This is a genomic window from Deinococcus sonorensis KR-87 (assembly GCF_040256395.1).
GTDB classification, from domain to species: domain Bacteria; phylum Deinococcota; class Deinococci; order Deinococcales; family Deinococcaceae; genus Deinococcus; species Deinococcus sonorensis.
In genome coordinates this window covers 82,187-103,413 of sequence record NZ_CP158296.1, presented here as the reverse complement: position 1 = coordinate 103,413, position 21,227 = coordinate 82,187, and the positions used below count along the sequence as shown (strand labels likewise).

The 21,227-nt window shown below is 67.3% G+C and carries 16 protein-coding genes; 9 read left to right on the top strand and 7 right to left on the bottom strand.

From position 1 onward, the window contains the following. Positions 1–9 precede the first annotated feature (9 nt). From ABOD76_RS00460 to ABOD76_RS00420, 9 genes are all read left to right on the top strand, one after another. Positions 10–975: an NAD-dependent epimerase/dehydratase family protein gene (locus ABOD76_RS00460; protein ID WP_350240989.1), complete on the top strand. Its 966-nt coding sequence runs from the start codon at positions 10–12 to the stop codon at positions 973–975. Beyond that, positions 972–1,814 carry an MBL fold metallo-hydrolase gene (locus ABOD76_RS00455; protein ID WP_350240987.1) on the top strand — a complete coding sequence of 281 codons (843 nt, stop codon included), beginning with the start codon at positions 972–974 and terminating at the stop codon, positions 1,812–1,814. The genes ABOD76_RS00460 and ABOD76_RS00455 overlap by 4 nt, the downstream gene beginning before the upstream one ends. After that, entirely contained in the window at positions 1,807–3,117 is a 1,311-nt protein-coding gene (locus ABOD76_RS00450) for a F390 synthetase-related protein (RefSeq protein WP_350240985.1), read from the top strand. The genes ABOD76_RS00455 and ABOD76_RS00450 overlap by 8 nt, the downstream gene beginning before the upstream one ends. A gap of 25 nt (positions 3,118–3,142) precedes the next feature. Beyond that, positions 3,143–4,123, top strand: a complete 981-nt coding sequence (locus ABOD76_RS00445) for a 3-oxoacyl-ACP synthase III family protein (RefSeq protein WP_350240983.1) — start codon at positions 3,143–3,145, stop codon at positions 4,121–4,123. Continuing rightward, the gene (locus tag ABOD76_RS00440) at positions 4,120–5,274 is read left to right on the top strand and encodes a glycosyltransferase (RefSeq protein WP_350240981.1); all 1,155 of its coding nucleotides are present in this window, start codon (positions 4,120–4,122) and stop codon (positions 5,272–5,274) included. Before ABOD76_RS00445 ends, ABOD76_RS00440 begins: the two co-directional genes overlap by 4 nt. Positions 5,275–5,450: 176 nt before the next feature. Further along, a complete protein-coding gene (locus ABOD76_RS00435) occupies positions 5,451–6,737 on the top strand; it encodes a GGDEF domain-containing protein (protein ID WP_350241076.1) in 1,287 nt (428 codons plus the stop codon). 85 nt (positions 6,738–6,822) lie between these two features. Next, complete coding sequence (locus tag ABOD76_RS00430) at positions 6,823–7,530, top strand: gamma-glutamyl-gamma-aminobutyrate hydrolase family protein (protein WP_350240979.1); 708 nt, start codon at positions 6,823–6,825, stop codon at positions 7,528–7,530. 396 nt (positions 7,531–7,926) lie between these two features. Continuing rightward, positions 7,927–9,375 (top strand): HD domain-containing phosphohydrolase, encoded by a 1,449-nt coding sequence (locus ABOD76_RS00425; RefSeq protein WP_350240977.1) that lies wholly within the window; start codon positions 7,927–7,929, stop codon positions 9,373–9,375. Between the two features lie 1,038 nt (positions 9,376–10,413). Beyond that, positions 10,414–11,397 (top strand): aldo/keto reductase, encoded by a 984-nt coding sequence (locus tag ABOD76_RS00420; RefSeq protein WP_350240975.1) that lies wholly within the window; start codon positions 10,414–10,416, stop codon positions 11,395–11,397. A 61-nt stretch (positions 11,398–11,458) separates the two neighbouring features. Here ABOD76_RS00420 and ABOD76_RS00415 read toward each other — a convergent pair whose 3' ends face one another. The 7 genes from ABOD76_RS00415 to ABOD76_RS00385 form a co-directional block, all read right to left on the bottom strand. Then, positions 11,459–12,592, bottom strand: a complete 1,134-nt coding sequence (locus ABOD76_RS00415; protein WP_350240973.1) for a branched-chain amino acid ABC transporter substrate-binding protein — start codon at positions 12,590–12,592, stop codon at positions 11,459–11,461. 116 nt (positions 12,593–12,708) lie between these two features. Next, positions 12,709–14,841 carry a putative bifunctional diguanylate cyclase/phosphodiesterase gene (locus ABOD76_RS00410; RefSeq protein WP_350240971.1) on the bottom strand — a complete coding sequence of 711 codons (2,133 nt, stop codon included), beginning with the start codon at positions 14,839–14,841 and terminating at the stop codon, positions 12,709–12,711. Between the two features lie 125 nt (positions 14,842–14,966). Continuing rightward, positions 14,967–15,845 (bottom strand): NAD-dependent epimerase/dehydratase family protein, encoded by an 879-nt coding sequence (locus tag ABOD76_RS00405; RefSeq protein ID WP_350240969.1) that lies wholly within the window; start codon positions 15,843–15,845, stop codon positions 14,967–14,969. A gap of 335 nt (positions 15,846–16,180) precedes the next feature. Next, a complete protein-coding gene (locus tag ABOD76_RS00400) occupies positions 16,181–17,572 on the bottom strand; it encodes a replication initiator protein A (RefSeq protein WP_350240968.1) in 1,392 nt (463 codons plus the stop codon). Between the two features lie 554 nt (positions 17,573–18,126). Continuing rightward, the gene (locus tag ABOD76_RS00395; protein ID WP_350240966.1) at positions 18,127–19,296 is read right to left on the bottom strand and encodes a toxic anion resistance protein; all 1,170 of its coding nucleotides are present in this window, start codon (positions 19,294–19,296) and stop codon (positions 18,127–18,129) included. A gap of 55 nt (positions 19,297–19,351) precedes the next feature. Then, the gene (locus tag ABOD76_RS00390) at positions 19,352–20,107 is read right to left on the bottom strand and encodes a hypothetical protein (RefSeq protein WP_350240965.1); all 756 of its coding nucleotides are present in this window, start codon (positions 20,105–20,107) and stop codon (positions 19,352–19,354) included. Positions 20,108–20,115: 8 nt separating this feature from the next. Beyond that, positions 20,116–21,201 (bottom strand): hypothetical protein, encoded by a 1,086-nt coding sequence (locus ABOD76_RS00385; RefSeq protein WP_350240963.1) that lies wholly within the window; start codon positions 21,199–21,201, stop codon positions 20,116–20,118. Positions 21,202–21,227: the final 26 nt, after the last annotated feature.

Sequence of the window (21,227 nt, the reverse complement as noted above, 5' to 3'; positions counted from 1 at the left end):
CTGGAGCCCATGCGCATCGTGGTGACGGGAGCAACCGGCTTTCTGGGCGGCGTGGCGGCGCGTCGGCTGGCCGAGGCTGGCCATGTGGTGACGGGCCTGGGCCGGGACCCGGAACGCGGGGCCGCGCTGAGTGCCTCGGGGATCCGCTTCGTGGCGGCCGACCTGACCACGCCTGCACAGTGGGAGCCACTGCTGGACCACACCGACGCCGTGCTGCATGCGGCAGCGCTCTCCAGCCTGTGGGGCCGCTGGGACGAGTTCGTGGCCCAGAACGTGACGGCCAGCGACCGGGTGGCTCGCGCGTGCGCCGCCCGGGGGCTGAGGTTGGTGCATGTCAGCACGCCCAGCGTGTACAACGCCACCGGCCTGCAGACCCAGGTACCGGAATCCACCCCGGTCGGTCCGCGCTTCGACAGCCGGTATGCGCGCAGCAAGTTTATGGCCGAGCAGGCGGTTCAGCTGGCCCATCCGGAGGCCACCATCCTGAGACCCCGCGGCATTTACGGCTCCGGGGACCGCAGCCTGCTGCCCCGGCTGGTGCGGGCGCTGCGGTCGGGCCGGCTGCCGCGGCTGACCCGCCACGAGGTTCACAGTGAGCTGACCCACGTGGACAATGCCGCGCACGCGGCCCTGCTGGCGCTGGAGTCCCCCGCACCGGCCGCCGGGCTGTACAACGTCTCGGACGGGGTCAGCGTGCCGATCTGGGCGCTGCTGGACCGGCTGGCTGACCAGCTGGGGGTGGCGCGGCCCGGCCCGTATATTCCCGCGCCGCTGGTGGAGGGCGCGGCGGTGGTCCTGGAAGGTCTGGCCCGCCTGCATCCGGCCCAGCCGGAGCCGATGCTGACCGCCAGCGGCGTGCGGCTGCTGACCCGGCCGATGACCCTGGACCTTGCGCGGGCACGCCGGCGGCTCAGCTATCGCCCGCTCGTCCGGCCCGAAGATGGCCTGGACGCCGTGCTGAGGGCGCTGCCATGACGGTGCGGGTCGTGCCGCTGACCGCCGGAGCGTGCCTCAATGTGGCGGCGCTAACCGAGCGTGGCGCCCCCTGGCGGGTGCGGGAATACCCGGCCGGCTATGCTCTGCTGCTCCATCCGTCACGCGGCCCGGTGCTGTTTGACTGCGGGTACGGGCCGGCCGTCCTGCAGGCCATGCGGCGCTGGCCCGGCCTCCTGTATGGCGCGGTGACGCCGGTGCGGCTGCCGGCCAGCCAGACTGTCCCAGCGGCCCTGGCCCGCCTCGGCCTGACCCCGGCTGACATCAGGCAGGTGATCGTGTCGCATCTGCATGCAGACCATGTGGGCGCGCTGCGTCAGCTGACCGCGGCCACCTTCGTACTGGATCCCGCCGCCTACACTCCGCTGCGGGGCCTACGCGGGGTGCAGGCGGTGCGGCGGGCGTATCTGCCGGACCTGCTGCCCCCCGATTTCGACGACCGGCTGTCGCCGCTGACCTTTCAGGCCTCGCCGCCTGGCCTCGCCCCGTTCGAATGGGCGGCCGACATCTACGGCGACGGCAGTGTGTGGGCGGTGCCGGTGCCCGGACACGCGCCGGGCATGATCGCCCTGGTGGTCCGGACCCAGCCTGGAGCCGCGCTGGAGGGGTCTGGTGAAGGCCTGACCGTGCTGGCCAGCGACGTGGCGTACAGCGTCCGGGCGCTGAGGGAGGGCCTGGAGGCGCACCCGCTGACCCACCTGACGTTTTTCAACGCCACCCAGGAACGGCAGAGCCGCGCACGGCTGCGCCAGTGGCTGCAGCGCCATCCGCGGGCGCGGGTCATCGTCAGCCATGATCTGCCGGAACCGGACCATGGATAGCCTGAGGGTGCTGCGGTACGCCCTGGCGGAAGGACGACTGATGTTTCGCGACCGCCAGGCGCTGGAGCACCATGCTAAGCGGCTGTCCACCCGACAATTGCGCTGGGTAGCCGCGCACAGTCCCTTTACCGCCCAGCGCTTCCGGCAGGCTGGTCTTCCGCCCAGCGAGTGGCGCCACCTTCCACCGACCGGCAAGACGGAGATGATGACCCACTTCGATGCCCTTAACACCGAGGGGGTCCGGCTGGAGGACGTGCTGCGGGTGGCGCGCCGGGCCGAGGACAGCAGAAATTTCACCCCCACCGTGACGGGACGCAGCGGGGCGCTGACGGTCGGTCTGTCCACCGGCACCAGCGGCATGCAGGGCGCCTTTCTGGTGGGCCGTGAGGATCGGCTGCGCTGGGCCGGGGTGGTGCTGAGGCATCTGCTGCCCGACTGGCCCGGCGGGCTGTGGCGACCGCACCGGGTCGCCTTCCTGCTGCGGGCGGAGGGCGGGCTGTACCGGAGTGTGCAGGGCCGCCGGCTGCACTTCCACTTCCTGGACCTGCTGCGCCCCCTGGACCAGTTGGTTGCGGAGCTGAGTGCGCTGAACCCCACCATTCTGGTGGGGCCGCCCAGTGTGCTGCTGGCGCTGCTGCAGGCAGGGGCCACGGCCCGGCCACAGCGGGTGGTGAGCGTGGCCGAGGTGCTGGACGACGAGGATGCCCACGCGCTCACCGTGGGGTTCGGGCCGGTGGTGCAGGTATATCAGGCCACCGAGGGGCTGCTGGCGCTGCCGTGCCCCCACGGCGAACTGCATCTGAACGAGGCCCACCTGCACTTTGACCTGGAACCGCTGCCGGACGGGCTGATGCGCCCGGTGGTCACCGACCTGCGTCGCCGGGCTCAGCCGATCATCCGCCACCGACTGGACGATCTGCTGCTGCTGGGCGATGCCTGTTCGTGTGGCCTGGCCGCCCGCCGGGTCCTGCGGGTGGTGGGCCGCCAGGACGATGCCCTGGAGCTGCCGTCTCAGGACCGGTCCGGGCGGGTGGTGGTCTGGCCGGACTTCCTGAGGGGCGCCCTGGCGCGCATAACGGGCCTGCATGACTATAGATTGGACCAATGCGGACCACACGAATTGCGGCTCCAGCTTTCTCCGCTGACTGCGGAGACCGAGGCGCTGGCAGTCCAGGCGGTCCAGGTTGCCCTGCGGCTTCATGGGGTGGATGTGGCAGCCGTGCAGTTCGAGTGCGGTCCGCTCGTTGCGGAGGCTCCAGGGGTCAAACGACGCCGGGTCCGGCGGACCTGGAGGGCGGCGTGAGACCCTGTGACCTGGGGGGTAGGGGATGACCGGCATCCTGAACTTCCGCATCCTGGCCACTGCAGCCGTCCTTCCCCGCCGGGTGGTCACCACTGCGGAGGTGGCCGCATTGTGCGGCCTTGACCCGCAGGTCGCCATGCAACGCACCGGCGTGAGGGAGCGACGCTGGCTGTCCGGGGACGAAAATGCCCTGACGCTCGGGGCGCAGGCGGGTCAGGCCGCGTTGGCCGCCGCCAGCCTCGCTCCCAGCGACGTGGACCTGTTGCTCAATGCCAGTGGCAGCCAGCTGCAACCCATCCCAGATGGCGCTCCGCTGCTGGCGCGGGCGCTGGGCCTCCGTGGGTCTGCCGCCTACAGCATGCACGCCACCTGCCTGAGTTTCCTTGTGGCATTACAGCACGCCGCCCTGCTGATCCACGCCGGGCAGGCACGCTACGTATTGATCATCAGCAGCGAGGCCGGCAGCATCGGCCTGAGCTGGGCCCAGCCGGAGAGTGCGCTCCTGATCGGAGATGGGGCCGCCGCCGTGCTGGTGGGACCGGCCGACCACCCTTATCAAGGGCTGGAAGCAGCCCGCTTTGAGACGTACCCGGAGGGCGCCGACCACACCCGCATTCGGGGAGGGGGGAGTCTGTTACCGCCCGGGCATCCTCAGGCCACGGCAGAGGTGTTTACCTTCGACATGCAGGGACGCCGGGTGCTGAGGCTGGCCTCGTTGGTCGTTCCGGGCTTTCTGGAGCGGCTCCGGCCTGGCCTCAGCCAGGGGCTGCCCGGCATTGACCGGGTGGTGCCCCATCAGGCGAGCCTGGCCGGCCTTGAGCTGATGCGGCGCTTCGGCTGGCCGGAGGACCGGGTGGAAGTCACGCTTCCCACACTCGGAAATGTGATCGCCGCCAGCCTGCCCCTGACCCTGCATCAGGCGCTGCGTCAGCAACAGGAAGGCACGTTGCTGCTGGTGGGAACAGGGGCCGGGTTCAGTGTAGGTGGCCTGATCGTGCGGTTATGACGCGCGGACAGGTAATGTTTGAGCGTGTCTATCTTGCAGGCGCCCTTGCTTTCCTCACCTTGAAAGCCGTGACGCTGCTGGTGAACGCTGCCTCGTTTCCGCGCTTACGATCCTGCCCGGACCAGACAACATCAGATCGCATCTCCATCCTGGTTCCAGCCCGCAACGAAGCGGAGAACCTGCGCCATACCCTGCCGGGCCTCATGACCCAGGGGGCCTTTGAGGTTCTGCTCCTGGACGACCAAAGCCAGGATCAGACGGCACAGGTCGCCCTTCAGTTAGGTGCGACCGTGCTGAAAGGTCACGCGCTTCCATATGGATGGCTCGGCAAATCCTGGGCCTGCTGGCAGCTGGCGGCCCAGGCCAGAGGCGATGTGCTGGTCTTCACGGACGCGGATGTGCGGTGGCACGAAGGTGCGCTTAGGGCAGTGCATGACACGCTGATGCGGCACCGTGCAGATCTGCTGACGGTGCTGCCTCGGCCAGAAGGCCTGACGGTTGGCGCCCGGTTGCTGACTCCTCTGGTAGACGCTGTCGTCCTGTCCTATTTGCCCTATCCGCTCCTGCAATCCGCCCTTCCGCTCGCCACCACGGCGAACGGGCAGGTGATGGCCTTCCGGCGATCGGCTTATCTTGCGTCTGGGGGCCATGCCAAGGTGCGAGGCGACATGCTGGAAGATACCCAGCTTGCCCGGCACCTCAAGGCGACGGGCGGACGGGTGGTTCAGGCACTCGGGCAGGATTGGATAGGCGTGCGGATGTACGGCAGCTACCCGGACTCCGTGCAGGGTTTTGGAAAGAACGCGGTGGGGGTGCACCTTGAATCACGGGGGCTTCTGGTGATGCTTGGACTATGGCATCTGATGGTTTATACCGTGCCATGGCTGTTGCTGCTGGGTGGCTGGGGATGGACGGTGGTTCGCGTTGTCGGGGTCCTGGAACGGACGGTGGTCAATGTGATTACCGGGCGCAAGGGGCCGGGTGATCTGGCTGAAGGGCTGCTTGGGCCTCTGACTCCGCTCTTTGCACTCCCTGCTTATGTGATGGCCCTTCAACCTACGGTGAGCTGGAAGGGGCGCCAGTATCGCCAACAACCGGCTCGTCTCAAACCGTTTCTCAGGGTGGGAATACATTCCAAAGAACAGAGGTAACTTTCCCCTTTCTGAAAAGGGGACGAGGGCCGCTTCATTTCGGGACTCACGCTTCATCGCTTCTGCTTGACCTCAAGTATTTCAAAATGCGAAGTTTCTCACATCAGCGTTACTCTTGACAGACGATGGCGTCGGAGCGTGAGCCAGATCCCAACTTTACTGGGACAGACGTGGCCATGTTCGCGTCGCTTTTAGGGCTGGTGGGCCGGATGCTGAATGCTTCCGAAGCGCAGGTTGTTCAATTGTCTCCCCATCAACGCTGGTCAATTCAGCTGACCCAGGCCCCGGCTGAGCACATTGTTGATCGACCACTTATCAGCAGGTCCGGAGAGCAGCTCGGCTCGCTCCACTTGCATCTGCCGGTCCCCATCGTCCAGACAGCACCCGCGTCAAGAATGCTGGAGGACGCTGCCCAGCTCGCGCTGGGCCTGCTGGAAAACGAAAAGCAGAGACGACAGCAAGAGGAGGAGCTTCAGACCCTGCACTCCAGGCTGCACCACGCTCAGCTCCTGGCGGAGGTGACGTCGCTCGCCCAGCGCGACCTCTCGCCACGTGCGATGATCCGAACCATCGCTGATCTGATCGGCACCTCAATTGATGTGGACTGGGCCGGCCTGGCCACTTACCGGCAGGGCCGCCTGCACTTCGAATCGAGTGTCTACCAGCCGGACATCAACCCTGCATTCCTGGATCTGATCAGCAGGAACGAAATCGGTGCACTCGGCCGTGACGTGACGGCACAGTCACTCACGACTCACGGTCCCCTGTTTGTCGACGATTATCCCGCGCACCCTGCCGCACGACAGTCCCTGATCGACGCTCACCTTCAGGCGGGGGCATGGCTTCCGGTCGGGGAGTACGACGGCGCCTTTGTCGCGATCCTGGTGGCCAGAATCGGGCGGCGGCACCCCTGGTCGACCGCTGAACGCCAGCTCCTGCTCGCAGCGGCCCAAACTGTCCGCATCGCGGTGGAGCGTCAGGAGCATGCCCGGCAGCTCCGGTACGCGGCATTCCACGATGACCTGACCGGCCTTCACAACCGGCGTTGTTTCGACTCCGACCTGACGACCGCCTGTAAGGAAGGGAAGACGTTCTCGCTGCTGATGATGGATCTGGACGGGTTCAAGCAGATCAACGACCGCTTCGGACACGGCGAGGGCGACCGGGTCCTCACGGCGGTGGCCACCGCACTGACCCGAGCGGCGGCAGCTGACGTCAAGGTCTACCGCCTGGGCGGGGACGAGTTCGCCGCGATCCAGCCGGGCCGGGTCAGCCAGCATCAGCTCCAGGTTTACCTGAAGGAGGTGATGGAGCTGCTCCGGGGCCAGCGGATCCAGAGTGTAGGCATGAGCTGTGGGCTGATCTGGTGCCCCGATGAGGCGCAGACCGCTGAGACTGCACACCGGCTGGTCGACCACAGGATGTACCAGGAGAAGCTCAGCCGAGGTGGAGGAGGTCGGTAAAGAAGGCCGGCTTGAGTGAGCGGCCTTGATAAGGCCGCCAGCACCGTCACAGCGTCCAGCTGAACGCCGCAGTACAGTGGTGCACATGACCCGCCGCCCGCTGATCGGCCTCACCACCTCCCGGCCCTCCGAGCTGCCCAGCTACACCGGAACGTCCCGCGCGTATACAGAAGCGCTGCTGGCGGTTGGCGCCATTCCCGTCCTGCTGCCTTCTCTGCCGGACCTCGCGCCGGACTACGCTGCCCAGATGGACGCCATCCTGCTGACGGGCGGGGTTGATCTGCATCCCCGCCACTATGGTCAGTCGCCCCGGCGAGGTCTGGGCGAGGTGGACGAGGTGCGTGACGCCTTCGAGATCGCGCTCTACCGTGCAGCGCGCGAACATGACAAACCCGTGTTGGGCATCTGCAGGGGCATGCAGGTCATGAATGTGCTGGAGGGCGGGAGCCTTCACCAGCATCTGCCTGACGTGCCGGGCGTCTGGGCCGACCACGCCCAGGTGGCGCGCGCGCCGACGCTTGGTCATGAGATCAGTTTTGTGGCGGGGAGCGCCCTGGGACGGACGCACGGCAGTCAGGCGCTGCTCAACTCCTATCACCATCAGGCGGTGGACGCGGTCGCACCGACCCTGACCGTGACGGCCTCGGCCCCGGATGGCGTGGTGGAAGCGCTGGAAGGCGATGGCCTGATGGCGGTGCAGTGGCATCCGGAACTCCTGTTCGTCCGGCACCCAGCGGCCCTGGGGACCTTCACCGCCTTCATGACGCTGCTCGGTGCTGCGGTCCAGGGATAGGAAAGCAACACATGGGCAGCGGCTCGGATAACTCGAGCCGCTGCCCTGTTCGCGGTGGTCGTTAAAGCGGATCTAAATACGGTACGCCTCAAGTGGATACGAGCGTCCATGGTCCTCAATCACGCGTTCTGGAGACACTCTCTACCTCTCAGTTCTCCAGCTTCTCTACACGGCCCGCAGGGGAGTGTGGGGTAGCTCCGGACCCGTACCGGCCATCCGGGATACCTTCAGTATCATGAAGCGTGGCTCACCCTATCTCATCACCTCAGTGACCTGGGTGCAGAGGAGGGAACGTTGAGCGGCGATGCGCGCCAGTCGGCCAGTCTTAGGGGGGCGTCGGCCAAGCCACGTCCTGATCCGTACGCGGTATTGCACCTGGCCCGCTCGTCGCAGGACGTGTTCCGCCGCTGCGTGGAGATGGCGCTGTCCGCCACACGCGCGACCTCGGTGATGGCGCTCCTGCACCGGCCGGCAGTGGAGCTTCTGGAAGTGGTGGCGGCGGCGGGCCATCTAGCAGAGGAGGCCCTGGGCCGTCAGGTCGGCGAGGGCGAAGCGCTGGCGTGGCGGGTGTACCGCAGCGGACGTCCGTATCTGCTGGCAGACGTCCGGCGGGACCCTGAGGCCCATTTTGTGTCGGGACGGGCCCGGGCCGGGATGTACCTGGGAGTGCCGATGCTGGACCCGGACGGTCACGTGCTCGGCGTGCTGTCAGTGGACACCACCGACAGTGATGAGACGCTGGACGAGGAGGACGGACGGGTGTTGAGTCTGCTGGCCCAGGCGGCCGGGGTCGCCTATGCACGGCTCTTGGCGCTGGAAGAGGCGCAGCAGTCGGCCGCGGCCTTTGAGCAACTGGCCCGGCTGTCGGCCACACTTGACCACCTCAACGACCCACAACTGATCGGCCAGCGCCTGCTCGATACCCTGTTGGAGTTGGGCGGCTTCCTGTGCGGCGCCCTCTACAGCATGACGTCGGAAGGTCTGAAGACGCGGCTGCGGGCGGGCGACACCTCCGCCTGCGGCATGGACCTGCCGCCCGCCGGCATGGTGTCCGCTGTCTTCCAGGCGAATGCCACGCTGCTGGAGCTGAATAGCCGCTGCGGGCCGGACGGGGCGCGGCGGACTGTGCTGGCGACGCCAGTGCGCACCCACGGCCAGCCGGTCAGCGTGATGATGCTAGCCTATCCTCGCCCACTGCCGCGGGTGCCACCAGAGCGGGTGGCCATGCTGGAGATCGTGGCTGCCCGCACCGGACAGGCGCAGGAGCGAGCCAGCAACCTGGAGCAGCTGCGCCAGACCCGCGAGGAGGCGCTCCGGGCGCTGGGCCGGGTGGTGGAGCGCCGCGACGACGAAACCTTCGGACACACCGACCGCGTGACCACCCTGGCGGTGCGGCTGGGCGAGGTGCAGGGCCTTCATGCCGCCGCGCTGCAGCACCTGCGCTGGGGTGCGTACCTTCATGACATTGGTAAGGTGGCGGTGCCGGACAGCATCCTGCGCAAGCCAGGGCCCCTCACGCCATCCGAACGGGAGGTCATGCAGACCCATGCAGCCATCGGCCACCACATGGTGCAGGACAGTGAATTTCTGCCGCCACAGGTGGGCGAGGTGGTGCGCCACCACCACGAGCGCTGGGACGGGACTGGCTATCCGGACCAGCTGGCCGGCGAAGCCATTCCGCTGCTGGCCCGGCTGTTCAGTGTGGTGGACGTGTATGACGCACTGATCACCGCCCGGCCCTACAAAGCGGCCTGGACTCGCGAGGCCGCATTGGCCGAACTTGGACGCTGCGCGGGCACCCAGTTCGATCCGGAGGTGGTGCGGGCCTTCATGCAGCTGGTGTAGCGCGCGCTCCAGTCTGTGCCCTGGCGGGCTCGCCGCAACCCAGCGCCGGAGTACGGTTCGGCCCATACTGACCGATTACGCATCCTGCCGGACCACCGGCCGCTGGGCCAGGAGGGGAGGGCAGCTCGAATGAGCCGGGAATCATCTGCTGATCGTGATGAATCTTCAGTGCCAGGGTGACCTGGTGGACCCCTGGGGCAGATTCCGGGTCAGGGGCATGGCCGTCGGGACAGCACTGCCCGCTGCTGAAGCTGATGCGCTTCAGTACACCTTGCGTTAGCCTTCGTCTTCCGTCAGAGGAGGATCCACGTCCACACACAACCAGACGAGCCCTGCCACGCAGAGCAGCAGCAGCAGCAACAACGGCACTAGCAGCAGCATGCATCCAGTATATGCCGAATTTTTCACATTTCGCACCCCTCAGGCGCATCGCGCACCTAGACCCGAATGGCTCCCGCGCACGCTGATCCCAAAACGCATACGGCACGGCACTCAGCGGCACTCGAACTCGGGAAGGAGGAACGCGGCGGCACGCAGAACCCTCCCCGTCCTCGGTCTCCTCGGCGCTCGGTTCACCGGTAAAGACGTTGGTTCCGCCCAGCAGGCCTGGATCGGAGGTAGCGTTCACCCGCGCCGTTCTCAGCAGGATCATTCGGTACAGCGGGGCAACCTTCTCCACTCCGTACCCCAGGGGCTCTCGTTGCAGCGCGACCAGCCCAGTGTCCTGTTGTACCTAGAAATGTGCGTAGAGCCGCTTAACGAGCAGCCGCAGCACCAGAGCGGGTGGACCGGCGGACTCACGGCCTGAGCCACACCCAGAGCATCGACGCCGTCCGGCTGCGTTGTGCCTGCGCCATGCTCTGGGAAGGAACACGACCCAGTACCAGCGGCCCAGTTCCGCCGGCTGTTCAGACGCAAGCAGCACCTCAACCCGCAGCCGGAGCAGCGGTTGTACGTTCGCATCCGCGTCCACACCCGCTAGGATGAGCCCGGACCGGGCCGGGTGTACGAAGACTGGCCGGCCGCAGGGAGGCACACATGCACTACCGCAGACTCGGAAAGACCGGTTATCAGGTGTCCACCATCAGCTTCGGCGGCTGGGCCATCGGCGGCACCTGGGGCGAGGTGAACGATCAGGACAGTCTGGCCGCGCTGCACCGCGCGCTGGACCTGGGCATCAACTTCTTCGACACCGCCGACGTGTACGGTGACGGCCACAGCGAGCAGCTGCTGGCCCGCCTGCGACAGGAACGCCAGGAGCCGTTCTACGTAGCGACCAAGGCCGGGCGCCGCCTGGACCCGCACGAGGCGGGCGGCTACACCCGCAGCAACCTGCGCGCCTTCATTGAGCGCAGCCGGCAGAACCTGCAGATGGACACTCTGGACCTGCTGCAGCTGCACTGCCCGCCGCCGGAGGTCTATGACCGACAGGAGGTGTACGACGCCCTGGACAGCTTCGTGCAGGAGGGGCTGCTGCGTGCCTACGGCGTGAGCGTGGAGACGGTGGAGGAGGCGCTGCACGCCATTGCCCACCCGGGGGTCGCCACGGTGCAGATCATCTTCAATGCCTTCCGGCTCAAGCCGGCCGAACAGGTGTTCGCGGCGGCCCGCGAGGCGGACGTGGGCCTGCTCGCGCGGGTGCCGCTGGCCAGCGGCCTGCTGACGGGCAAACTGCGCCCTGACAGCACCTTTGCTGCCGACGATCACCGCAGCTTCAACCGGCATGGAGAGGCCTTCGACCGGGGCGAGACCTTCTCCGGCGTGGATTACGCCACCGGCCTGCAGGCAGTGGAGCGGCTGCGCCCGCTGGTGCCCTCCGGCGCCACGCTGGCCCAGCTGGCGCTGCGCTGGATTCTGATGTTTCCGGAGGTCAGCTGTGCCATTCCCGGCGCGCGCACTCCGCAGCAGGTGGAGGCCAATGCCGCCGCCGCAGACCTGCCCCCGCTCAGCGAGGCCCAGATGCAGGCGGTACAGCAGACGTATGACGAGCTGATCCGCCCGCAGGTCCACGCGCTGTGGTAATCAGATGACAACAGGAGCAGGGCGCCGGGAACGTTCTCCCCGGCGCCCTGCTCCTGTGCCTTTAGTTCGCGTCGTCGACGTTGACGGTCTGGATCTTGACCACCTGCGCCTGCAGGTAGTCGTCGTAGCGCATCAGCAGCAGGCGCGAGCGCACCCGCTCACCGTTGTCCGTGAAGGCGATGGCGCCGGTCACAGTCTGGCAGGTGTTGGCGGCGCCGCCGGAGCAGACCGGCAGGTTCACCTTGCGGACCGCCTCGCTGACCCGGAGACGGGTAGGCAGCGCACCGGCATCGTTGAGCGTGCTCTTGAGGGCGGTCAGCAGCACAGTGGCCGCGTCGTAGGCGTATACGGCGATGCCGCTCGGATCGGCCTTGTACGCCGCCTTGTAGCGTCCGATGAAGCCCGGCGCGTTGGCGAAGGTGGTGACCGGCCCGAAGCCGGTGGTGTACACCACGCCGGCCCCGGCGATGCCGGTGGTCTTCAGGAAGGTGGGCGAGTCCAGTCCGTCCCCGCCGATGAAGGTGGCCTTGATGCCGGCGGCGCGCAGGCCCTTGACCAGCTGACCGCCCACGTCCTCGGTGCCGCCGAAGTACACCACGCTCGACCCGCTGGTCTTGATGCGCTTGATGATGTCCGCGACCTGCGCGCCGGCCGAGACGCCCACGTATGCCGAGATCGGCACTTTACGGCGCTTCAGGTTGGACATCAGTACCCGGGTCAGCCCGTTGCCGTAGGCGGTGTTGTCGGAGACCACGAAGACCGACTTGGCTTTCAGCTCGTCGGCAATGTAGTCGGCCGCCGCGATGCCCTGGGCGCTGTCGGCCAGCACGACCCGGCTGAAATGGTTCCATTTGTGCTGGGTCAGCTGGTCGTTGGTGCTGGTGGGCGACACGATCGCCAGGTGAGCGGCCGCGAACGCCTCGGCCGCCACATTGGACACGCTGGAGTTCAGCGCCCCGACCACGCCCAGCACGCTCGGATCGTCCAGCACCTCGGCGGCCACTTTGCCGCCCAGCACTGCCGAGGCCTGATCGTCGTAGGACGTCAGGGCCAAGTCGTACCCCAGCGCCTTGAAGGCCTTGACCTGCTCCTGCACGGCCAGCTCCGTGCCGCGTTTAATCTCGGTGCCCAGACCGGTCAGGGCCCCAGTCAGCGGACTGATGGTCGCGATCCTGACGGTGGCGGCTTGAGCCAACCCACCCAACATGATTAAAGAAAGCGCAAGACTTCTGGTGTATCGGCTCACTGTCGTCACCTCCGCCCAGATAGTAAGCAAGCGGACATCACGGAATCCTGACAGGCTTCTTGGTTTCAGGTTTCGACCGCCGTATCCACGCCGGCCAGATAGACCGCGACTTCCGACTCCGCCATCGGCCACGCGAACAGGTACCCCTGGCCTGCTTCACAGCCCAGCGCCACCAGCACGTCACGCTGGGCATTCACCTCGATGCCCTCCGCGATGACGGTCAGATTCAGGCTGTGTGCCAGGGCGATGATCGCCTGCACAAAGGCGGTGCCGCGCTCCGACAGGTCACGGATGAAGGCGCGGTCGATCTTGATGATGTTGACCGGCAGCTGCTGCAGGTAGCTGAGGCTGCTGTACCCGGTCCCGAAATCGTCAAGGGCGATGCTCACCCCCATGGCCCGCAACTGGGCGAGCTTGTGCACCGATGACGGCACGTCCCGGATCAGGGCGCCCTCGGTCACCTCCAGGATCAGCACCTCCCCGGGCAGGCCCTGTTCCTGCAAGGCCTCCTGGATGTCTGTGACGAAGTCGGGCGCCTCGAACTGCAGCACCGAGACGTTGACCGAGACGCAGCCGTCACTCCAGCCCTGATCACGCCAGCGGCGCATCTGACCCAGTGCCTCGCGCAGCACCCAGCGGCCCAGCCGGCCGATGGTGCCGCGCGCTTCGGCCAGCGGAATGAAGTCGCCGGGTGACACCCGGCCCAGCACCGGAGAGTGCCAGCTCAGCAGCGCCTCGAAGCCGAACACCTGCACCTCGGCGAGCTGCATCAGCGGCTGGTAGCGAACTTCAAATTCGCCGCGCTCCAGCGCCCCGCGCAGGTGCGTTTCAATTTGCAGGTCCATCACCAGTGCCGTGTTGAGCGCGTCGTCGGCAAAGCGCCAGGTGCCCTTGCCCGCCTGCTTGGCGCGGTACATCGCGTCGTCGGCCCGCTCGATGGCCAGGGTGCTGTCGTCGGCATCGTCCGGGCACATCGCCACCCCGACGCTGGCCGACAGCGAGAGTGTCTCCAGCCCCACCCGCACCGGCTGCTGCAGCACCGAGAGCAGCCGCTCCACCGCCGGCCCCACCTCCGCCACGGACGTCAGGCCCGGCCACACCACCACAAACTCGTCACCTCCGTAGCGGGCGGCGCTGGCGCTGCTCGGCACCGAGGCGCTCAGCCGCCGCGCCACCTCGCAGAGCATGGCGTCACCCACCGGATGCCCGAACGTGTCGTTGATGCTCTTCATGCGGTCCAGGTCCAGGAACAGCACGGCCGTGGGCAGGCCACTCAGCTGGGCGCCGGCAATGGCCCGCCGCAGATGCTCCTCCAGCCCCCGGCGGCCCAGCAGGCCGGTCAGCTGATCGTGTTCCGCCCGAAAGGTCCACAGTTGCAGCTGCCGCTGCTGATTCAGCAGCACCAGCAGGAAGCGGCACACGAACAGCAGGGTGAGCAGCGCGACCGGCCAGACCGGCCCCCGGGGCAGCAGCAGAACCACGTCCAGCACGTACAGCCCCGCCAGCAGGCCATGCGGCAGGACGGACAGCAGCAGCGCCCCGCGGCTGGGGGCACCCTGATGCAGGGCCGGAGGCCGGGGCCGCAGCAGCGCCGCGCCGCTCAGCAGTCCGGCCGCCAGGACCCACAGCATGCTGATGTCGAGGGCGGACGCGCCCATAGGCGTCACGGTCCAGAAGGCCGCCGTCAGGCCCAGCAGCAGCGCGCTCCCGATCAGGGTTTGAGAGAGCGGCGGCAGGCCCTCCACCGGCTGCGGAGTGGTCAGCAGCAGCAGCGCGCCCAGGCCGAGGCCCACCGCGCCCAGGGCGCGGTCCGGATGCATCGCCAGCATGACCAGGACCGCCGACAGCAGCAGCGCCTCCAGCGCCAGACTCAGGGTCTCCATCCGGCCTGGCGTCTGCCAGGTCAGGCGCAGACCGAGCACCGCCGACAGCAACAGGGGCAACCCCAGCACTGCCCCGACGGCCGGACGATCCGGGTGCATGGCGAAGGCCACCAGCTGCCCAGCCGCGCACACCAGCAGGCCCAGGGCCAGCCGCTGCCGGTTCGGGCGCAGCGGGCCGGAGGCGCCGTGCCACAGCAACCACGCGCCGGGCAAGGCCACCATCAGCAGTGCGAGCAGCGACAGCGGCGGCTGCCACGCCTCCGGCCCACCGCTCACCAGCACCCACACGACATACACGGCGGATGTCAGGGACACACAGAGCCACCAGGGGGAGGACAGAGCAGACAGAGGCAGCGGCATGGGCAGGGAGGCTCGTGAAGACGCTGAATGATTCTAAGGTCTGCCGGGGAAGGGGAGGAGGGGCCTTCTACACCAAGCGCTTACCCGGTGGGGGCACCGTCGGGCGGCGAGACCGTGTCTCGCCAGCGGTGCTGCGGCTCGAACCCCAGCTGCTGCCGGGCGCGCTCAATGCTCAGCAGCGTCTGGTGACCGCTCAGCTGCGGGTCCAGCGGCACCTCCGGGAACACCTGCCGCATCAACTCCCGCGAGGGAGTCGGCATCACCGTGTCGGCCGCCGCGATGATGAAGCTGCTGGCCCCGGCCAGCGGGGCCTCCAGGGCCAGCCGACAGGCCTCCGCTGCGTCCCGCTCGTCGATGTAGCCCCACAGGTTCCAGCGCCGCGCCTGCGGGTCCGGCCAGGCCAACTGGGGAAAAGCCCGGTACTCGTCCGGCCCCAGAATGTTGGAGAAGCGCAGCGCCACGAACGGCATGCCGCTCTGGCGTGCGAACTGCTCGGCCATCGTCTCGGTGACCACCTTGCTCAGCGCGTACGACGACTCCGGCCACGGGTAGTGGTCCTCGTTGACCGGCGCGAAGGCGGGAGGCCGGTTAAACGGCAGGCCCAGGGTGGTTTCACTGCTGGCCCACACCACCCTCGACAGCTGCAGCATCACGGCGGCCGTAAAAACGCTGTGGTTCATGGCGACGTTCTGCACGAAGGTGTGGTGCGGAGGGTACAGGCCCGGCGCCGGAATGTTGGCGAGGTGCACCACGGCGTCGGCGCCGTGCATCACCTCCAGCGTCTGGCCCAGATCGGTCAGGTCGGCACGCAGGGCCGCACGGAGCGTGCCGCCCTGCACCTCCGGCCGGGGCAAATGTTGAAGGTCCACGGCCGTGACAACATAGCCGCGCTGCAACAGGTGCGCGACAGTCACCTGCCCTGCGCGACCGGCCGCGCCCGTTACCACCACATGCGTCATGTGCCCATGCTGCCACGGGCCGGAGGACGCCGGCTTCCGGGTTTCATCACACTGCGACTCGAGCTGCAGGCCGGTCGCACGTTGACGCGGTTGAGGCGTCCCAGCGTTCAGGGAACGCGGACATTTTGGGCACCCTGCCGATCCCCATCAGGAGAAGGTGTCACAGACCTGAACATCCCACCCGGTCCGCAGGCCAACCGCTCCGCCTTGGCCGCTGTTGGATCACTCCAGGGCGCTGGCGCCGCACAGCTCCATCTTGGCCATGAATGACCGGGGCCCCAAGGACGATGAGTATCTGGAGAACCTGACACCGGCACACCCCTGAGTGCCCCTGCTCATGACTGATTCAGATCGAACACCTGCATCCGCAGCTCTGCGGCCAGTTCGTCGCGCCGTCCCTCGTTGAGGGCGCGCGCGGCGTTGTTTTTGAGCACCTCCGGCCGGAAGGCACCCACCTCCAGCGCGTCACGGATCGCCTCATACTGCCCGCCACTGAAACGGCTGCCGTAGGTGATCCGGAGCACTCGCATCGTCTCGCGCACCCGCTCGCTGTGGCTCATGGTCTCCCACTGCTCACGGGCGCGGGCGTCCGGGTCCGGCTCTTCCACCTTGGGAAGTGCCAGCAGCACCGGCTGAGCTGCCTGCCGGGGGGAGGAGGATCCAGGGGCCACCACGGCGCGCGGACGGTACTCCTCGGGTGAGCGGATGAAGGCCACGAAGAAGCCGGCCCCCGGCTGCCGTTTGCCCTTGGAGAGCGTTTCAGCCTCATCGAGCCGCTCCCGCACCGTCACGTTGCCGTAGCGCTGGATCAGCTCCCGGATCATCTTGGGAGCGATGCCGTGCATGGCCAGCCGGTCATACAGCTCAGGATCACTGGTTTCAATGTCATGCGCGAAAATGTAGGTGATGGTGGTGTTGGCACCGCGTCCGTTGTATTCCACGGCGCTGAGGTAACGCGCCTGAATCAGCTCCTCATGGGCTGCATCCAGGGTCCGCCGAATCTTGGTGGGCCTTAAGTCCAGGATGCGGGCGCGACGGGCCCAGACCACCAGATTCGTCTGCAGCAGGTTGAGCCGTTCATTCGGACGGTTTGGGTCATGTCGGCTGCCGTCCAGCAGCCGGTACAGCGCGCGGGTGGCCGGCTGCTCCAGCACGGCCAGCACCTGGGCGTCCAGCGGCTTGATGAATCCCCGGCGCAGACTTTCTGCAATGGGCGTGGGCAGCACCACCGTGATCAGGCTGCGGCTGTCCAGGCCCCCCCCGGCCTCCCCGGTATCGAAGGAGATCTCGTGCAGGTGACGAAAAATCACGGTCTGGAAGCGGTTTCCGCTGTACCAGCCGCGTTCGACGTGATAGTTGGTGTGTGACAGCCGCATCAGCGACTCTCGCAGATTGCGGTAGTAGCGTCCGGAACGGTCCAGCCCGGCCCAGCGTAGGTAACCGCCGGCCGTGTCGGTCACGGCGTTGCTGGCGGGGCAACCGGCGGCGAGGAACATGTTCTGGATGCCGATCATCACATCGTTGTCGATGCCGTGCGGAATCAGATATTCCACCGTGCCCACGCATTTGACTGAGACAGGCTTGCCGCCCTCCAGATAGGCGTCCTCCCAGCCGTACTGATCGCGACCAACACGGCTCTGCATGGAGATCAGGCTCAGCCGGGCAAGATTCAGCTCATCGAATGGACGAACGAACGCATGCTTCTCCCGGCTGGTTTCGAGGGTCATGGTGCTGATGTTATTGTTTCTTTTAAAAGAATTCAAAAGAAAAAAGAGCTGTTGTCAACAACAAGAGGACAACACAAACAATGTCCAGCACGCCAGATTCTGTATGGATGACCCCAAGTGTCCGCATATCTGGAGGCCCAACGACCCCAAGTGTCCGCATGATTTAGGGGTCCAACGACCCTAAGTGTCCGCATTCAGCCGGTCGTTAAGGCCCGAAGTGTCCGCGCCTCAAGGGTCCAAAGAGCCCCAAGTGTCCGTGTGGCTGATAACGAGCAGCGAAGTGCTGGGAATTCAGGGTTTTCCTCCTTCAGGACGCGAAATTGGTCAGATTTGACCCAAAGTGTCCGCAAACCGGTATGGCCCCAAGTGTCCGCAGCCCGGAGGTCCGGATCGCCCAAACTGTCCGCAAGTGGCACAAGTGAATATTTCACGTCCTGAACAGGAAAAACAAGAACAGCCCAAACTGTCCGCACAATGAATGACCCAAACTGTCCGCACCTGAAGCCGCCCGGAAAAGTGCCTCACTTGACCCCAAGTGTCCGCACGAAAGGCCATTACCTCAACTTGGACGTTGTAGAGCTCTCCGGAAGCTCCTGGGAGAGCAGGCGGTCGCTGCGCTCAATCAGAGTTTGGAGCTGAGTGAGGGAGCGTTCCAGCTCGCGCCCCTGATTGGCGCGCAGCGCGTCCACCTCACGACGGCCCTCCTCCAGCGTCTCTGCAGCCTGCAGCAACACCTCGACCCGGATCAGCGGACGTCCCGCCAGGGTGGCCGTGCCCACTGCGTTCTGGCGGATCATCCGGGCATTGTCCAGCAGGATCTGCTCGGTGGTCTTGGCCAGATCCACAACCAACTGGCCAACCCGTGCCTGCTCCTGCAACACCCCGGCCAGCACCAGGCCGGTTTCGAGGGCGGCCACAGTCGTGGTGCTGGCCCGGTTGACCGCCTCGATGAGCTGCCTCCCAGTGTCCTGCAGGTCCTGGCGGGCCACCAGCGCCTGCAGCGCGACCTGCAACTGAGTACTCAGATCCACAGCTTCCTGCTGCAGGGGGAGCAACAGGTGCTGTTCAAGCACCTGTCGGCGTGCGGCCGACAGGTCGGCGCGCTGCAGTTCGTGCTGCAGTTCCCGGCGGGCCACCAGGTTCTGCAACAGCTCCAGGCGCAGCTGACGGACCGACTGGGTCAGCTGAACACCTAAGGCATCGAGTTCCCGGTGATCCTGGAGCAGCTGTTCGCGGCTGGCGGCCAGCGAATCAACCACCGCTTGAATCTGCCGTCGTCCACTCTGCAGCCGCAGCGTTTCGCGTTCACCGCCCCGTGCGAACGGAACCACCCGAAGCAGGCGCCGCTTCAGCCCGCCTCCTTCCGGCGCCAGATCCAGCAGCCGCTGGCGAAGCCGGGGCAACTCCCGGCTGATGGTGGCGCCGGGTCCCCGTTCAAAGTCGCTGAGCCGTCGGTCGAGCAGGCGGCTGCTGTGAGTGCGGCTTTCCTCCATGGCCTGACGCACCTGTTCGAACCGTTCATCACGGCGGACCCTCAGCGCCTCGGCCAGCGCTTCGTCACTGCCGGGGTGGAGGGTCAGGCCGCGCATCTGCCGCTGCACGGTCAGGCTCAGCTCGGCAAGGCGCTCGTCGCTGACCTCAGACTGGGCCTGCAGTTCTGCCAGGGCCTCGCTGTCGGTCGAGGCGGGCATCGGAAGGGCGTGATCGGCAGGGGAGCGGCTCACGCGCGTCCCTCCGCGTACAGCTGATGGATGTGGGTGAGCGTCAGGATGGGATGCGTCATGGCTGGTCTCCAGGGTCGGGCAGGGGAGAAAGGGGTGGGACGGATGAGTCGTTGAGCGTGGCCCAATCGTTCATCACTTGCTGCAGGCTCATGCCGGTCTGGGCCGCCGCATGTATCAGCTGGGCGGCCATCGTCAGCCGACCTTGCAGTTCGGCGTGATGGACGGCCAGCTGGTCGGTGGCCGCCTGGGTCTGACGCACGATCACCACGGCGGTCTGCAGCTCGGCCACCCGCACCTGCAGGGCGCGGACGAGCGCCTGCCGAACCGGCTCCGTGAGGGCCTCGTCGGCGCTCAGCATGCTGGCGGTCAGCGTCAGCGTCTGGGCATCGTCGTGGAGGTCGTGCAGCAGTTGCGCCTGCCGGGCCTGCAGCTCGCTCAGCTGCCGCTGGTGCCGGGCCAGCCGCTCGCTGGTGTGCCGAACGTCCGCCTGCCACGCTGTCCAGGCGGCTTCGTTCAGTTGTGGCGCGCGGGACGCGGACCGCCACGGCAGACGACGAGACCAGCCGGCCGGTTGCTTCGCAATGAGCTGCCTCAGCGGGTCGGGTGGGAGTGGATCGGTGGTCAGCAGTTCATTGAGCGACTGCGTCACGGCCGGCAGGGCCGTCAGGGTGCCGCTGTCAAGGATGCTGATCTCGTGCAGGGCCGTGCTGAGGCTGATCTGGCTTCTGCCGCTCACGCGGGCGGCCAGCCGTTCGGCGCGGGCCGGCGGCGAGGTATCGAAGGCATGTCCGGTGCCCGTCTGCGGCCCCACACCGGCGCCTAGAAGTGCGGGTCCACCGCGTCCCGCCGCAGCCGTTCGGCCGCCAGGTCGCGGGCCCGCACGTCGGCCAGCGCCGTCCGCTGCTGCAGCCGGGTGGTCAGGGCCGTCAGCCGCTGCTGAAGCTGGGCGTCCAGGGCCACGTCTGGCCGCAAATACAGAAAGCGGTCGTCCAGCAGTCCAGCGAGTTCCAGCCGCAGCGGACCGACCAGTTCCGTGCCGAAGCGCCGCTCCGCCTGCTCCAGGGCGGTGCGAACGCTGGCCAGCACGGCCCGGCAGTCGGGGGACAGCAGGCGCTCGCGCTGGTCTGGTGCCGGCCGGAAACGCTCCAGGGCGCTCTGGCTGCCCGCAGGAAGACTGGCGTCCAGACCTTTGGGCAGCGCGCCGGCCCACCTGGCCAGCGTCCGCTGCACCGGCACCGTCAGCAGCGCCGCGAGGATCGGCAGCAGACCCAGATGAGACGAGAGCCCGGCGTGGATCAGCAGCGCCTGCAGCAGCAGCAGCAGCGCCACGAACACGGCCGCGGTCACCAGCCGCGCCCGCAGAACCCGCTCGGCCCGGCGGGCACTCGTCAGCTGCCGCCAGCTGGCCGGCAGCGGCTCCAGCCCCAGCACCTGCGGGTCGGCCTGGGCCTCCGGGCCGGTCTGCAGGTCGCTGGCGTACTCCAGCGGCTGCCAGCGGCCTTCCAGTTGCGGATCGTGCATGAACTGATGGACCCGGCCACCGTGTTCGGCGAGCAGCAGCCCTCCGCCGGGCCACGGCAGCAGCAGCGCGCTCTGTCCGGCCCTTACCGCGGGTGTGCCCGCCGTCAGGGTGAACGGCAGTACACCCACCACCCGCCGTTCCAGCCACGCCAGCGGGGGCCACAGCCGCAGCGCTGGTGACTGGGCTGGGCCGTGCCCCAGCGTCCGGCTCAACTGCACATACTGTCCCTGCTGCCGGACCACACGGCTCAACTGCCGTCCCGCTGGCGAGCCGTGGTCCGGGAAACGGCGGATCAGCCGCTCAAGGTCCAGGGTGCCCCGGTGGCTGGCCAGGTGCACCTCGACCGCCTGTCGTCGCCGCTGCTGGTCCAGCGCGCGCTGCAAGGACTCCGGCGCCCTGTGGTCCTGAC